This is a genomic window from Arthrobacter sp. Soil761 (assembly GCF_001428325.1).
GTDB lineage: Bacteria > Actinomycetota > Actinomycetes > Actinomycetales > Micrococcaceae > Arthrobacter.
The window spans coordinates 296,958-310,601 of record NZ_LMSF01000023.1 but is presented as its reverse complement, the minus strand read 5'-3'; the positions used below and the strand labels follow the sequence as shown (position 1 = coordinate 310,601).

General features: G+C 66.5%; 14 protein-coding genes. 6 read left to right on the top strand and 8 right to left on the bottom strand.

Going from position 1 to position 13,644, the window contains the following annotated elements:
• Positions 1 to 92: 92 nt before the first annotated feature.
• Positions 93 to 1,568, top strand: a complete 1,476-nt coding sequence (locus ASG79_RS13570) for an APC family permease (RefSeq protein WP_018770038.1) — start codon at positions 93 to 95, stop codon at positions 1,566 to 1,568.
• Here ASG79_RS13570 and ASG79_RS13565 read toward each other — a convergent pair.
• A complete protein-coding gene (locus ASG79_RS13565) occupies positions 1,561 to 2,190 on the bottom strand; it encodes an AmiS/UreI family transporter (protein ID WP_056391871.1) in 630 nt (209 codons plus the stop codon). The two genes, ASG79_RS13570 and ASG79_RS13565, sit on opposite strands and share 8 nt — an antisense overlap.
• A 203-nt stretch (positions 2,191 to 2,393) precedes the next feature.
• On the opposite strand from ASG79_RS13565, the gene gdhA reads away from it, so the two are divergent.
• On the top strand, positions 2,394 to 3,731 hold the full coding sequence (gene gdhA / locus ASG79_RS13560; protein ID WP_056391869.1) for an NADP-specific glutamate dehydrogenase: 1,338 nt from the start codon (positions 2,394 to 2,396) through the stop codon (positions 3,729 to 3,731).
• Positions 3,732 to 3,772: 41 nt separating this feature from the next.
• Here gdhA and ASG79_RS13555 read toward each other — a convergent pair whose 3' ends face one another.
• Positions 3,773 to 4,744, bottom strand: coding sequence for a helix-turn-helix domain-containing protein (locus ASG79_RS13555; RefSeq protein WP_056391868.1), 972 nt, complete (start codon positions 4,742 to 4,744; stop codon positions 3,773 to 3,775).
• 185 nt (positions 4,745 to 4,929) lie between these two features.
• Here ASG79_RS13555 and ASG79_RS13550 point away from each other — a divergent pair, with 185 nt between their 5' ends.
• Both ASG79_RS13550 and ASG79_RS13545 read left to right on the top strand, forming a co-directional pair.
• Positions 4,930 to 5,604 carry a DUF1345 domain-containing protein gene (locus ASG79_RS13550; RefSeq protein WP_056391865.1) on the top strand — a complete coding sequence of 225 codons (675 nt, stop codon included), beginning with the start codon at positions 4,930 to 4,932 and terminating at the stop codon, positions 5,602 to 5,604.
• Between the two features lie 36 nt (positions 5,605 to 5,640).
• Positions 5,641 to 6,078, top strand: a complete 438-nt coding sequence (locus tag ASG79_RS13545) for a DUF1003 domain-containing protein (RefSeq protein ID WP_018770043.1) — start codon at positions 5,641 to 5,643, stop codon at positions 6,076 to 6,078.
• 54 nt (positions 6,079 to 6,132) lie between these two features.
• On the opposite strand, the gene ASG79_RS13540 is transcribed toward ASG79_RS13545, so the two are convergent.
• Positions 6,133 to 6,309, bottom strand: coding sequence for a CsbD family protein (locus ASG79_RS13540; RefSeq protein WP_018770044.1), 177 nt, complete (start codon positions 6,307 to 6,309; stop codon positions 6,133 to 6,135).
• An 85-nt stretch (positions 6,310 to 6,394) separates the two neighbouring features.
• A complete protein-coding gene (locus tag ASG79_RS13535) occupies positions 6,395 to 7,000 on the bottom strand; it encodes a TetR/AcrR family transcriptional regulator (RefSeq protein ID WP_056392088.1) in 606 nt (201 codons plus the stop codon).
• A gap of 124 nt (positions 7,001 to 7,124) precedes the next feature.
• On the opposite strand from ASG79_RS13535, the gene ASG79_RS13530 reads away from it, so the two are divergent.
• Complete coding sequence (locus ASG79_RS13530; RefSeq protein WP_056391863.1) at positions 7,125 to 9,068, top strand: primary-amine oxidase; 1,944 nt, start codon at positions 7,125 to 7,127, stop codon at positions 9,066 to 9,068.
• Positions 9,049 to 9,516, top strand: coding sequence for a hypothetical protein (locus ASG79_RS13525; protein ID WP_056391860.1), 468 nt, complete (start codon positions 9,049 to 9,051; stop codon positions 9,514 to 9,516). The genes ASG79_RS13530 and ASG79_RS13525 overlap by 20 nt, the downstream gene beginning before the upstream one ends.
• Positions 9,517 to 9,536: 20 nt before the next feature.
• Here the strand turns inward: ASG79_RS13525 and ASG79_RS13520 are convergent, their stop codons facing one another.
• The 4 genes from ASG79_RS13520 to ASG79_RS13505 form a co-directional block, all read right to left on the bottom strand.
• Positions 9,537 to 10,523, bottom strand: a complete 987-nt coding sequence (locus ASG79_RS13520) for an NAD-dependent epimerase/dehydratase family protein (RefSeq protein ID WP_056391857.1) — start codon at positions 10,521 to 10,523, stop codon at positions 9,537 to 9,539.
• Between the two features lie 104 nt (positions 10,524 to 10,627).
• Complete coding sequence (locus ASG79_RS13515; RefSeq protein WP_018770049.1) at positions 10,628 to 11,002, bottom strand: cupin domain-containing protein; 375 nt, start codon at positions 11,000 to 11,002, stop codon at positions 10,628 to 10,630.
• A gap of 171 nt (positions 11,003 to 11,173) precedes the next feature.
• Positions 11,174 to 12,925, bottom strand: a complete 1,752-nt coding sequence (locus ASG79_RS13510; RefSeq protein WP_056391854.1) for a glycoside hydrolase family 35 protein — start codon at positions 12,923 to 12,925, stop codon at positions 11,174 to 11,176.
• The gene (locus tag ASG79_RS13505; RefSeq protein WP_235509809.1) at positions 12,922 to 13,641 is read right to left on the bottom strand and encodes a hypothetical protein; all 720 of its coding nucleotides are present in this window, start codon (positions 13,639 to 13,641) and stop codon (positions 12,922 to 12,924) included. The genes ASG79_RS13510 and ASG79_RS13505 overlap by 4 nt, the downstream gene beginning before the upstream one ends.
• Positions 13,642 to 13,644 lie beyond the last annotated feature (3 nt).

Sequence of the window (13,644 nt, the reverse complement as noted above, 5' to 3'; positions counted from 1 at the left end):
TCATCGCTGGTGGACAAAGCAGCAGCGGGCGCCGCTGCCAAGCTGGATCCCACAGCAATTTTCCCGAACTCATGACCGTTAAGAAGGATCCAATGAGTATTTCGAATTCCGAGGCCCGGACCACTGACGCTCCGGCAAAGGAGCATTCCACGGCCCTCCGCGCCGGCAGCATCGGCGTGCTGGGCATCCTGTTCTTCGTCCTGTCCGCCCAGGCACCACTGACGGGGATCGTCGGCGCAGCGCCGCTCGCGGCAGCGCTGGGCAACGGCGCCGGCGCCCCGGGCGCCTACCTGATCGTGGGCATCGTCATCGTGATCTTCGCCGTGGGTTTTGTGGCGATGAGCCGGAAGATCCAGGCCAACGGAGCCTTCTACGCCTACGTGACGGCGGCATTCGGCAGGCGGACCGGAGCCGGCGCGGCCTGGCTGGCACTGCTGGCCTACAGCACCGTCCAGGCTGCCATGTACGGGCTCTACGGTGCGGCGTTCTCCGGGCTCCTTGCCTCTGCCGGGCTGGACATTCCCTGGTGGTTGCTGGCCCTGGCCACCATGGCCGGCGTCCAGGTACTGGGCTCCCTCAACATCGAACTCGGCGCCCGCGTGCTGGCCGTGCTGGTGGGGCTGGAGGTGGCCATCCTCCTGATGTTCGGCTTCACCGTGCTGTTCCATGGCGGCGGCCCGGAAGGCATCAGCGTGGCCGCGTCCTTCTCCCCGGAAGCCATCGGCGCAGGAGCTCCCGGTGTTGCCATCATGTTCGCGGTGGCCTCCATGTTCGGCTTCGAGTCCACGGCCATCTACTCCGCCGAGGCCAAGGATCCGCACCGCACCGTGGCCCGGGCAACCTACCTGTCCGTCGGCGTGATCTCGGTGTTCTTCGCCTTTATTTCCTGGATGCTGGTCAGCTATTACGGCCCCTCGCAGGTGATGGACGCCGCGGGCGCCGCGCTCGAATCAGGGGATGCCACGTCCTTCGTCCTGGGCCCGCTCGTGGAACTGTTCGGCCCCTGGGCGGGCATCGTGGCCGGCATCCTCCTGGTCACCTCGCTGCTCGCCGGCATCATCGCCTTCCATAACGGCATCAACCGCTACCTCCACTCCCTGGCGCTGCGTGGTTCCATGCCCGCCGTCCTCGCCCGGACCAACCGGCACCGGGCACCTGCCGTGGCAGCCTGGGTCCAGTCCGCCACCGCCGTCGTGCTGGTGGTGCCCTTCGCCATCCTGGCCCTGGATCCCGTCCTGACGCTGTTTTCCTGGTTCAGCGGCCTGGCCGTGGCGGCACTGCTGGTGCTGTACATGCTGTGCTCCGCGGCCGTCGTCGCGTTCTTCCGCCGGGAAAGCGCCGGCGCCCAACTGTGGCAGACCCGCGTCGCCCCCGTCCTGGCGGCGGTCCTGCTGGCCTGGGTTTTGTCCCTGGTGGTCAGCAACTTCACCGCCCTCATCGGCGGCAGCGCCGAGACTGCGACGGCCCTGCTGGTGGCGGTCCCGGTGGTCTTCCTGGCCGGCGTCCTGGTGGAATCGGCCATCCAGCGCCGCCACCACATTGCCACCCTGGGCCACGCGCTCACTTAGCCGGCAGGGACTTCCCGGCACCGGCCCGGCGCGGAACATTCTGTCCGCGCCGGGCCAGTGTGCGTGCTGCCACGAACAGGCCCGCCAGGAGCAACGCGGCCAGCCACGCAACGGCGGCCGATCGCGGCCAGAGACCGGCCAGGCCAAGAAGCGCCGGAACCGTGGCCGACGCCTGGCTGGTGAGCACCAGGGCCCAGCCCGTGAAGGGTTCGAGCCGCACTGCGTCGAGAGCCATGCCGGCGAACAGCAGTGCCCACAGCGCGGACCAGCACAGCCAAAGAACCGCGAGCAGCGGGTCAATGGCCAGCCAGGCGGCCGCCAGCACCAGCCCGCAGAATGCCACCATCCCGCAGAACCAGCCCAGGCCACGGCCCCCGAGTGCCAGCAGCAAGTCCAGTCCCGAGTACAGGTAGGTCACCGCGAACAGGAACATGCCGGCGGCCGTCAGGAGCATCGCCGGAGCGTCCCCGGACGAGGAAAGCTGGACGACGCCGAGCGCCAGTTGGGTGCCCCCGACGACGAGGCTGAGGACGGCGGCGTCGCGGCGGGGGAGGTGCCCAAGGGTGGCGAGGCCGTTGACCAGCAGGGCGGCGCCCGAAAGGAGGAGGCAGACGTACGGCATCAGGGCATCCTGTCCCGGCCACGCGGCTGATGGAATCTCATATAGCGGAAGGTTGCTGTCACAATGTGGAGATTAGCGCACGTGGGGGTGCCCGGCTAACGGCGCCCGGTCGCAATCCGATAGGTTGAAACGTAAACCTATCGGGGCGATGTTGCCTGCCCGGCGGCCGCTCCTGCCCCGGCGCAACGGTAAGGAAAAAGTTCATGGACGCACGGCTGGAAGCCATTAGGGACACCGTCCTGGCACGGAACCCGGGGGAAACAGAATTCCACCAGGCGGTGGTGGAGGTCTTTGAAAGCCTGGGCCCGGTGCACGACCGCCACCCCGAATTCCTGGAAGCCGCGATCCTGGAGCGCCTCTGCGAGCCCGAGCGCCAGATCATCTTCCGGGTCCCCTGGACGGACGACTCCGGCCGCGTGCGGATCAACCGCGGCTTCCGGGTGGAGTTCAACTCCGCCCTGGGCCCGTACAAGGGAGGCCTGCGCTTCCACCCTTCCGTATACCTCGGGATCGTCAAGTTCCTCGGCTTTGAGCAGATTTTCAAGAACGCCCTGACGGGAATGCCCATCGGCGGCGGCAAGGGCGGTTCCGACTTCGATCCCCGCGGCTGCAGCGACGCCGAAGTCATGAGGTTCTGCCAGTCCTTCATGACCGAGCTCTACCGCCATATCGGCGAATACACCGACGTCCCCGCCGGCGACATCGGTGTGGGCGGCCGCGAAATTGGCTACCTCTTCGGCCAGTACAAGCGGATCACCAACCGGTATGAGTCCGGCGTTCTCACCGGCAAGGGCATCTCCTGGGGCGGATCACTGGTGCGGCCGGAGGCCACCGGATTTGGCACTGTGATCTTCACAGAGCAGATGCTCCGGACCCGCGGGACGTCCTTTGATGGCCAGCGCGTGGTTGTCTCCGGATCCGGCAACGTGGCCATCAACGCCATCGCCAAGGCGCAGTCGCTCGGCGCTACCGTGGTGGCCTGCTCCGATTCCTCCGGTTATGTGGTGGATGAGGCGGGCATCGACGTCGGACTGCTCCGCGAGGTGAAGGAAGTGCAGCGGGCGCGGCTCAAGGACTACGCCGAGCGGCGGGCGGGCGTTGCCTACGTGGACGGCGGCTCGGTCTGGGACGTGGACGCTTCGGTGGCGCTGCCGTGCGCCACCCAGAATGAGCTCGACGGCGGTGCTGCCGCCCGGCTGGTGCGCGGCGGCCTGATGGCCGTCGGGGAAGGTGCCAACATGCCGTCCACGCGCGACGCCGTGGCGGTGTTCCAGGACGCCGGGGTGCTCTTCGGTCCCGGCAAAGCGGCGAATGCGGGAGGGGTAGCCACGTCGGCCCTGGAAATGCAGCAGAACGCCAGCCGGGACGCGTGGTCCTTCGAGCATACCGAGGCGCGGCTGACGGACATCATGGTGGGCATCCACGACCGGTGCGCGGCAACCGCCGAGGAATACGGCGAACCGGGCAACTACGTGCTCGGCGCGAACATCGGCGGCTTCATCAAGGTGGCCGACGCCATGTTGGCGCAGGGCTTGATCTAGCAGGGCTTGATCCGGGAGGGCTTTTTCCAGCAGGGCTTGATTTAGCCGCCGCGGCGCCACTGGGTGGGGGAGACCCCGAACGCGTCCCGGAACGTGCGGCTGAAGTGGGCGGCGTCCAGGAATCCCCAGGCGGCGGCCACGGCGCCCACGGACTTTCCGGCGTGCAGCGGGTCCCGAAGGTCCCGCCGGGCACCGTCCAGGCGCTGGCTCCGGATGAAGCCGGCAACTGTGCTGCCGGACTCGTGGAAGACGTTGTGCAGGTGCCGGGTGGAGATGAAGTGCGCCGCGGCGATTCCCGCCGGTGACAGCAGCGGCTCGGAGAGGTTGGCCTCGATGTACTCCCGGATCGACACGGCCAGGAGTGCCTGCGGCTTCATCCTGTCCGGGGAGATGTCCATTTCCGCATGCAGCATGGTGGACACCAGGTCCAGGGCATTCGTGGCCAGCCTGGATCCACTGGGCCCGTTCAGGACATCCAGGTTCGACGACAGCTGCCGGATGAACTGGCCCACAATGCCGCTGAGGCCGCTGCTGCCCATCCGTACCGCCGCAAGCTGGCCGACGTAATCCGTGGGCAGGGACAGCGCGTCGCAGGGAAACATGAGCACCATGATCCGGGTATTTTCCTCGAAGGCGAGGGTATAGGGCCGGTTGGTGTCGTAGATGGCAAGGTCCCCGGGGTGAAGCACCGCTTCCCGGTTGTCCTGGATCAGCAGGCCCGTTCCCTCCAGCTGCAGGTTCAGCTTGAAGTAGCGCTCGTGGGCCTGGGCGATCAACGCCGGCGTGCGGTGGACCTCGTGGGAGCTGGCGGTGACTTCAACGATGGACATCCGGTCCAGCACCCGCGAACGCATCTGTCCCCGGAAGCCGTCCACGTCGTCGGTCCGCGCTGTGAGGGGCACGAAGGATTCGGCCACCAGGTGCTTCCAGTGGTCGAACGAGCCGGCCACCCTGGAAACAAGGTCCTGCGGTGCATGTCCGGACGTTGCCCGGGTTGGAGCTGTTGCTGGCATGGTGTTCCTCGTTACGTATGCAGCGTGACGTTCCCCCGGCTGTGTCGTGGGACACAGTGAGTCCAGATTAACCCCGGCTCCGTCTTTTTTCAACAGTTGGCGAAAATAAAACTGCGGCTCCGCGCTGGGTAAATCCGGCGCGCGCTTCACAGGTGGGCTGCAGCCTCCCGTGGCAGGATCGAGCCATGGACGGAGCAGCTGCCCCCGGGGGCATCAAGCGGAACTTTAATTCCCCTGCGCACCACTCGCGGCTCAGGATGCTGGTGATGCTGGGCGTGGGCCTGGCTGCCGCCCTGCTGGTGGGCTTTTGGGGCAATTGGGCATACGCACCCGCTCTTGGCTGGGCTGCTGCGTCCGTGACGTACCTGCTGTGGGTGTGGATCGTCATTGGGCGCCTGGGGCCCGCCGCCACCGCGGCCCATGCGTTGCGTGAGGACCCGGGCCGGGTCTTTTCGGATGCGCTGGTGCTCACGGCCACGGTGGCCAGCTTTGCGGGCGTGGGGCTGATCCTGGCGGATGCCTCCAATGCCCAGGGCTACACCAAGGACGCAACCGTGGCCATGGCCCTGGGCAGCATTGCCTTGTCCTGGTTCCTGGTCCACACCCTGTTCACCCTGAGGTATGCGGCCATTTACTACCGGGACGGGACCGGCGTTGATTTCAACGAGAAGACCCCTCCCCGGTACGCGGACTTCGCCTACCTGGCCTTCACTGTGGGGATGACGTTCCAGGTGTCCGATACCGACCTCAAAACCAACGCCATCCGTTCCACCGTCCTGCGGCAGGCACTGCTGTCCTACCTCCTTGGTGCGATCGTGCTGGCCACCACCATCAACCTCGTGTCGGGTCTTATCCACTAGCCGCGCCGCCGGGCTGGCGGGACATAGTCTGGGTCCATGGCGGACATCAGAGTCAACTGGCACCGGCGGCACAAGGAAGGGCTCACCCCTGGCGAAAGGGCCGCGGACACCCTCCGGAACGGGATGGGCAGCTGGCCCTTCGTGGGCATCTTTTTGGCTTTCATGATGCTGTGGGCTGCCCTGAACTCCTACGTCCTGGCAACCAGTGCGTGGGACCCCTATCCCTACATCCTCCTGAACCTTTTCCTGTCCATGCTGGCCGGCCTGCAGGGGGCCATCCTGCTGATCGCGGCCAAGCGCCAGGATGCCATTGCCTCGGCGATGGCGCAGCATGACTATGAGACGGACGTGAGGGCGGCGGCGCAGATAGAAATGCTCATGAACATCAATGCCGAACAGTTGAAGCTGCTGCAGGAACTGCGGGACATGAGGAACGGGCCGCCCGCCGAAGGCGCCGGAGCCGAATTCCCCTGAAAACGACAATGGGTGCAGCTCCTGCTGGAGCTGCACCCATTACGCGAGCGTCGATTAATCCTTCTTGAACGCATCCTTGACGTGCTCGCCGGCCTGCTTGAGGTCCGACTTTGCCTGGTCTGTCTGGCCTTCGGCCTTCAGGCTTTCATCGCCTGTGGCGTTTCCGGCAGCTTCCTTGCCCTTGCCGCCGAGCTTCTCTGCTGCGTTGCCAATCTTGTCATCCAAACCCATGGAGATGCTCCTTACAGTTCGTGCTCGCTCCGGTGTGAACCAGAACCTGACCCCTCAATAGTAAGCATACTTTCGAGTATGGCGCTCATTTGCCCGCGGGATTTTTGCCGAGCAGCGCAAGGTAGCCCTCAAGCTGGGCGGCGTGTCCAAAGTCCGTCCTGCCCTCCGGCGCAAGGGCAGCCTCAATCTGCGCGCCAAGGAGCATGTTCAAAAGTTGGCCGGCCAGGACGTGGTCGTCGACGGCGGCGGTCACGTCCCCGCTGTCCCTCGCCTCCGCCAGGTAGCGCCGGATGGCGGCCAACCATTCGTCCATGGAGCGCTGGTGGATCCCGGCTTTTTCGGCATCGTTGACCGCCCTCTGCCAGAACGGGATAACAATCCGTGCCTCGTTGACGCGCTCCTCATCCAGGGGGAGCACTTCAAGGCAAAAGGCCCGGAGTGCGGCGAGGCCGGACTTGCCCTGCGTGACCTCTGCAATCCGCTGGTTGGTGCGGTTGAACACATGGCTGAATGCGAACTCCAGCAGTGTGTCCTTGGTGGGGAAGTAGGGTTTCAGTGCGCCGTTGGCGAATCCTGCCTCCATGGCAATCTCCCGCATGGTGGCGCCTTCGAGGCCCTGCCGGGCAATGATCCTCCAGGTGGCATCCACCAGTTCCAGGCGCCGCTCGTCATGGTCAACAATCTTGGGCACTGCGGCCACTCCCCGAAAAAATATTGGTCCAGCCTCTTGTGAGCCATGTTACGGACGTTTATTCTCTACAACTATAGAAAATAAACCCAGTGGCCGGAAACGGCCCGGACAAAGGTTCACCCCCATGACGCTTGCCCCAACCGAAACTGTCTCCGCCTTTGGCCTGGCAACCGCCGCCGAAATCCTGCAGGTTCGGGCCATCCTGCAGGCGGAAGGCCACCTGGGCCCGCAGCACAGGATCGCCTACCTTGGCCTGCTCGATCCCGCCCGCGGCGCGGCTCCGGAAACCGCGGACCGCCGCTTCCGTGTGTTCATCCACGACGTCTCCGGCGCGGCCCCACGCGACGTCATTGTCTCCGCCACGCATCAAAAGGTGGCCTCCGCCGTCGAACTCGACACCGCGGTGACCGGCGAACTACCGGTCCTGGAGGAGGAATTCGAAGTGGTGGAGTCCCTGCTGGCCACCGATGAACGGTGGCTCAAGGCGCTGGCGGACCGCGGTCTCGCCGTGGAGAAAGTCCGCGTGGCTCCGCTGTCCGCCGGTGTCTTCGAATATGCCGGGGAGAAGGGCCGGCGCATTCTGCGCGGGCTGGCATTCGTCCAGGAGTTCCCGGAGGACAGCGCCTGGGCGCACCCCGTGGACGGCCTGGTGGCCTATGTGGACGTGGTCAGCAAGGAGGTCACCCAGGTGATCGACCTCGGCGTGATGCCCATCCCGGCCGAGCACGGCAACTACACGGACCCGGAACTGACCGGGCCGCTGCGGACCACCCAGAAACCCATCAGCATTACCCAGCCGGAGGGGCCCAGCTTCACGGTGACGGGCGGCAACCACGTGGAGTGGGAAAAGTGGAGCGTGGATGTGGGGTTCGATGTCCGTGAAGGCGTGGTCCTGCACAACCTTGCCTTCCAGGACGGCGGCCGGAAGCGGCCCATCATCAACCGGGCGTCCATCGCCGAGATGGTGGTCCCGTACGGTGACCCGTCACCGGTCCGGTCCTGGCAGAACTACTTCGACACCGGCGAATACCTGGTGGGCCAGTACGCCAACTCCCTGGAACTGGGCTGCGACTGCCTGGGCGAGATCACCTACCTGAGCCCCGTCATCTCCGATGCCTTTGGCAACCCCCGGGAAATCCGCAACGGCATCTGCATGCACGAGGAGGACTGGAGCATCCTCTCCAAGCACTCGGACCTCTGGAGCGGCGTCACCTACACCCGCCGCAACCGGCGCCTGGTCATTTCCTTCTTCACCACCATCGGCAACTACGACTACGGCTTCTACTGGTACCTCTACCTGGACGGCACCATCGAATTCGAGGCCAAGGCCACCGGCATTGTCTTCACGTCCGCCTTCCCCGAGGGCGGCTCGGATAACATTTCGCAGCTGGCACCCGGGCTGGGCGCGCCCTTCCATCAGCACCTCTTCAGTGCCCGGCTGGACATGGCCATCGACGGGTTCACCAACCGCGTGGAGGAGGAGGATGTGGTCCGCCAGGCCATGGGACCCGGCAATGAGCGGGGCAATGCCTTCTCCCGCAGGCGCACCGTCCTGGCCCGTGAATCACAGGGTGTCCGGGAGGCCGACGCGCGCACCGGCCGGACCTGGATCATCTCCAACCCGGACTCCCGGAACCGGCTGGGCGAACCCGTGGGCTACAAGCTGCATTCCCACAACCAGCCCACCCTGCTGGCGGATCCCGGCTCCTCCATCGCCCGCCGGGCCGCGTTCGCCACCAAGGACCTGTGGGTCACCCGCTACGCCGAGGACGAGCGCTACCCCACGGGCGACTTCGTGAACCAGCACGCCGGGGGAGCGGGCCTGCCGGCCTACGTGGCGCAGGACCGCGATATCGACGGGCAGGACATCGTGGTGTGGCACACCTTTGGCCTCACCCACTTCCCCCGCGTGGAGGACTGGCCCATCATGCCCGTGGACACCGTGGGCTTCAAGCTCCGTCCCGAGGGCTTCTTCGACCGCAGCCCGGTGCTGGATGTCCCGGCCGATCCGAACATGCAGGCTGCGGCCTGCCACACCGAGGGCGGCAGTGGTGGCTCCTGCCACTGACCTCCTCGCGCCGGCAGGGAGCACGACGGCGGCAGGACGGGCCGGTGCCAGGGGTCCGGTCCTGCATCCGCGGCTGGTGGCCGTGGTCACCGCCGTCTGCTGCGCGGCACACCTGTGGCTGGCCGCTGCCGGCCGTCATGGGGTGTGGCTGAGTGTACTCATGCTGGCACTCGCCGCCATCTGCATGCCGTGCGCGGTCCACATCTGGCGGCACAGCCGCGTGGGCGCCCTGCACCAGGTCACCGCCGCTGCAGTGGCCATGGCCGCCGTGCACGCTTTTCTGCTGCTGGCCGCCGGCGGTGCGGGGCACGCCCATGCCGGCGCCCCGCCGTCGTCCGTTGCCCCTGCGGACGGCGCGGCGGAACTGCTGCTGGTCATCGCACTGGAATTGGCGACAGCCCTGCTGGCCGCCGCGCTGGTGGCACGGCTCCGGCGGGTGCCCGTTTAGCGGGTGCCGCCCGGCCGGAGTCAGCCCGCGGGGACGCCCAGGGGCCGGGCGACGTGCAGCCGCTCATGCTCCACCAGCCATTGGATGGATTCGAAGACGGCCTGCTCCGGCTCATACCGGGGCGCATAACCCAGCACGGACGCGGCCTTTTCAATGCTGAAGCAGTGGCTGCGGTAGAGGTGGCCCCAGCTGGACTCGGCGTAGTCCCGGGAGGTGTTTTCGCGGAAGCGGTCCCACGTCACCGTCTCCAGCACGGCGGCGTGCCCGAACCAGGCAGCCGCGATGTCCGCGTAGCCACGCACGGTCAGGGCTGTGGGGGCCACGATGTTGAAGTCCTCGCCGGCGGCCGCCTCCCGCTGCGCGATGGCCTTTTCGAAAGCCTGGGCGACGTCGTCGGCATGCACGTGGTGCATCAGTTCCGCGCCGCTGCCGGGGATCCGGAGGGGCTGGCCGGCGGAGAGCGTCTGCCAGACGGACGGATCCAGGTTTCCGAGCGGGCCAACGGGGTGCCACCCCGGACCGACGATGTGGCCGGGGTGCAGCGACGTGGTTGCCAGGCCTCCGCTGGCGGTCTCTTCCTTGAGCATCAACGCGATCCGGTTCTTCTGGATGCCGTAGTCGCCAAAGGGTGCTGCGGCGGAATCCGAACCTTCCCGGATGGGCAGCTTCAGGCTTTGCCCGTAGCGCCAGATGGAGCCGCAGTGCAGCAGGTGCCCCACCTCGCCGCGCAACCGGTGCACCAGCGCCGCCGCAGATTCGAGGGAGAAGCAGACCAGGTCCACCACGGCATCCGGCTTGAGCGCGGACACCCGCTCGGCGAACGTTCCGTCCCGGTCTTCCTCCTGCCGGTCCGCGGTGACCTGGTGGACCTGTTGCCATTCGGGCGTGTCCGTGTAGGGGGCGCTGGTGCCGCGGCTGATGTTGGTGACTTCGTGGCCTGCGCGGACCAGCCGGGGGACCAGGAACGAACCGATGTGGCCGCTGCCGCCGATGACGGTGACTTTCATTGCTCTCCGATCGTCGTGTTCCCCTCAACGGTAGGGCCCCGGCGGCAGGAAAGGGAGGTCTGGGGGACCTCCCTTTCCTGCCGGGTCGCCGTGCTTCCGCAGAATCAGGCGGGCTTGGCGTACTCGGCCGCGCTGATGACTTCATACCCAACGAACGTCTCGCCGCCCTCCACCCAGGCGTCGTGCCCGGCCGGGATGGAATAGGCGTCACCGGCGTGGATGGTCTTCTGCGTTCCATCGTTGAGCTGCACCGTCAAGGTGCCGCCGGTGCAGAAGCCCAGATGGTTGTTCTGGCAGCTGTCCGTCTTGACCACCGTCTTCACGGTTTCAGACCAGCGCCAGCCGGGCTCGAAGGTGAACCGGCCAAGGGTGGCGCCGCCAATGCTGACCACATCCACCTGGGTCTTGGGTGGGCGGCGCTTCTCATCGGGCTCGTCGAAAGATTTGGTTGCAAGGTCCGTGACCGTTACTGCGGGCATTTCTGGCTCCTTCATAAGGAGTGGTTATTGAGTTCGTCCGGGGCTGTGTGCGCCGGGAAAGGGGACCGGCAGGGCGGGATGTGCCCGTCCAGAACCTGCCGGCCCCGTGTGCGACGCTCCCAATGTGCTCCCGGACGGACCCGATGTCAATGACGCTTCTCGCAGATCAACCTACTTTTCGCCAGGGCCCAGGTCCGGGGCGCCGGCGAACCCCACCAGCCGTGTGGAGCTGCCGTGCAGTTCCAGGATGGCCAGCTCATTGAGCCCCTGCCGGACGAGCGGCCCGGGTATGTAGAGGGTGCGCTGCGGGCCGCGGCTCCAGTAGCGTCCCAGGTTGACCCCGTTGATAAAGGCGTTGCCCTTGGTCCAGCCGTCGAGCCGGAGGTATCGGTCGCCGGGACCGTCGGCAGCAAACGACCCGAAGGACACGGATGGGCCCGCAACGCCGCCGGAACCTTGGAGTTCCCCGGCTTCCTGCCGGAAGTCACCCAGCGGGGCAAGGTCCACCGGCCGGAGGGCCCAGTCCAGAACCTCTGCGCCATCCAGTAGCGCCGGTGCGATCAGGCCCTTCGCTTCGCCGATCCTGGGCCCGTAGTTGACCCTGCCCTGGTCCTCTACAAGCACCTGCAACAGCCCTTCCCGGGGGATGACGATGGAGCGCTCGCCGAGTTCGCGGCTCAGCGTTCCCAGCGGAAAGCCGTCCAGGAAGAACTGCGCCCGGTCACGTACGTCGGTGAAGGAGAGTACACCGCTGCGGGCAAGGACCTTTTCGTAAAGGAAGAATCCGCGGTATTGGCCGGTGGCTTCGGCGGCTGGAACCGCTCCGGCCACCACCTGGGCCGGACTGCCCAGCCATGAGACATCCAGCAGCGGTACGCTTTCCGTCAATTCCACCCCGGCCTGGGCGGCAACAGGCCGGCGGCCTGGTACTTCGGCCGGAACCGGGAAGTGCTTGGCGATGACACTGCGGAACGCGAAGTACTTTTCCGTAGGGAAGCCGTCTTCGGCCAGGGGGGCGTCGTAGTCGTAGGACGTAATGGTGGGCTCGTAGATGCCCTTGTCATTGGCGCCGTTGGTGAAACCGAAATTGGTGCCGCCGTGGAACATGTAGATGTTTACCGATGCCCCGGCGGACAGCAGGGCGTCCAGTTCCGCTGCAGCGGCGGCAGCATCGGTGGTGTGGTGGTGGGTTCCCCAGTTGTCGAACCAGCCGTTCCAGAACTCGGCGCACATCAACGGCCCCGTGGGCTGCCGCTCCCGCAGGAAGGCCAGCCGTTCATCCGCCCTCGAGCCAAAGGTGCCGGTCTTGTGCAGCCCGGGGAGCGAACCGTCCTCGATCATGGTGCCGAAAGGCTGGTCACAGGTGAACAACGGCACCTCCACGCCCGCCCGCTTGGCAACGTCCACGAGGTGCTGGAGGTATTCCTTGTCCGCGCCGTAGGCTCCGTACTCGTTTTCTATCTGGAGCAGGATGACGGGACCGCCCGTGGTGACCTGCCGTTCCACCACGATGGGCAGCAGCTGGTCCATGAAGGCATCCACGGCGGCCAGGTAGCCGGGCTCACTGCTGCGCACGCCGATGGTGGGATCCGTGAACAGCCACGCCGGCAGCCCGCCGTTGTCCCATTCTGCACAGATATACGGGCCGGGCCGGACGATGGCACGCATGCCCTCGGCCGCCACGAGGTCCAGGAAGCGGCCAAGGTCCAGGCTGCCATCAGTCCGGAAAACGCCTGGGCTGGGGGCGTGTTCATTCCAGGCCACATACGTTTCGATGGTGTTGAGCCCCATCAGCCGTGCCTTGCGGATCCGGTCTGCCCATGAACCCGGGTGCACCCGGAAGTAGTGGATGGCGCCGGAAAGGATTCGAAACGGCTCGCCGTCCAGGAGGAAGTCGCGCTCGCCGATGGCAAAAGAGGTCAATGGGTATCCTGGGGAGTGCGGAGTGCAGCGGAGAAGGCATAATCGGAGTTGCTCCACACCACGAACAGCAGCGGCGCCGGGGCCAGCGCCACGCCGAGGACCGGCTGGAGCAGGGCGGCGGCAGCGATGATTCCCAGAAGCACCAGCATGGCCAGGCTCAGGTACCAGCGCTGCACGGACACGTATAAAGCGGCCTTGACCAGGCCCTTGAGGCCGGCGGCCGGGAAGAGTGCGACGCCGGCAACCGCCATCACGGCAACGGCCACCGTTAGGGCTGCGGCCACCGCGATCACCGGCACCAGCAGCGCCGCGGCCGGCATGGACTGGACGATGGCCAGGTCCACGCCAAGGAACAGCAGTGCCGCCACGGCGGCCAGGCCCAGCAGGGCCGAGCGCCGGAAGCCGTGCCGGTAGCCCCGCAGGAAGGAGGCGACCGGCTTGACCGCAATACCGTCGTCGTTCAATGCCTTGAAGGCGGCGAACAGGCCGGAGAGAGACGGCGGGACGGTGGCCGAAAGTGCCAGGAAGAACGGCCATGCGGCAACAGGGTCCGCTACCAGGGCCAGGCACAGCACCAGCGGGGCGTTGGCCGCAGCCATCAGCACGTTCCCGGCCAGGAACGTATAAACGAACCCGAAGATGCTCCCAAAGGTGTCAAACCCGGGACTCGGAATCCGCCCGGCCAGTCCGCGCCGCGGTGCTGCTTGCTCCCGCACTGC

Excerpts from the sequence above, each read along its gene's own strand:
- ASG79_RS13555 (WP_056391868.1), bottom strand. The coding sequence starts at position 4,744 with ATGCCAGCAACAGCTCCAACCCGGGCAACGTCCGGACATGCACCGCAG.
- ASG79_RS13520 (WP_056391857.1), bottom strand. The coding sequence starts at position 10,523 with ATGAAAGTCACCGTCATCGGCGGCAGCGGCCACATCGGTTCGTTCCTG.
- ASG79_RS13545 (WP_018770043.1), top strand. The coding sequence starts at position 5,641 with ATGGCGGACATCAGAGTCAACTGGCACCGGCGGCACAAGGAAGGGCTC.
- ASG79_RS13570 (WP_018770038.1), top strand. The coding sequence starts at position 93 with ATGAGTATTTCGAATTCCGAGGCCCGGACCACTGACGCTCCGGCAAAG.
- ASG79_RS13515 (WP_018770049.1), bottom strand. The coding sequence starts at position 11,002 with ATGCCCGCAGTAACGGTCACGGACCTTGCAACCAAATCTTTCGACGAG.
- ASG79_RS13565 (WP_056391871.1), bottom strand. The coding sequence starts at position 2,190 with ATGCCGTACGTCTGCCTCCTCCTTTCGGGCGCCGCCCTGCTGGTCAAC.
- ASG79_RS13540 (WP_018770044.1), bottom strand. The coding sequence starts at position 6,309 with ATGGGTTTGGATGACAAGATTGGCAACGCAGCAGAGAAGCTCGGCGGC.
- gdhA (WP_056391869.1), top strand. The coding sequence starts at position 2,394 with ATGGACGCACGGCTGGAAGCCATTAGGGACACCGTCCTGGCACGGAAC.
- ASG79_RS13530 (WP_056391863.1), top strand. The coding sequence starts at position 7,125 with ATGACGCTTGCCCCAACCGAAACTGTCTCCGCCTTTGGCCTGGCAACC.
- ASG79_RS13550 (WP_056391865.1), top strand. The coding sequence starts at position 4,930 with ATGGACGGAGCAGCTGCCCCCGGGGGCATCAAGCGGAACTTTAATTCC.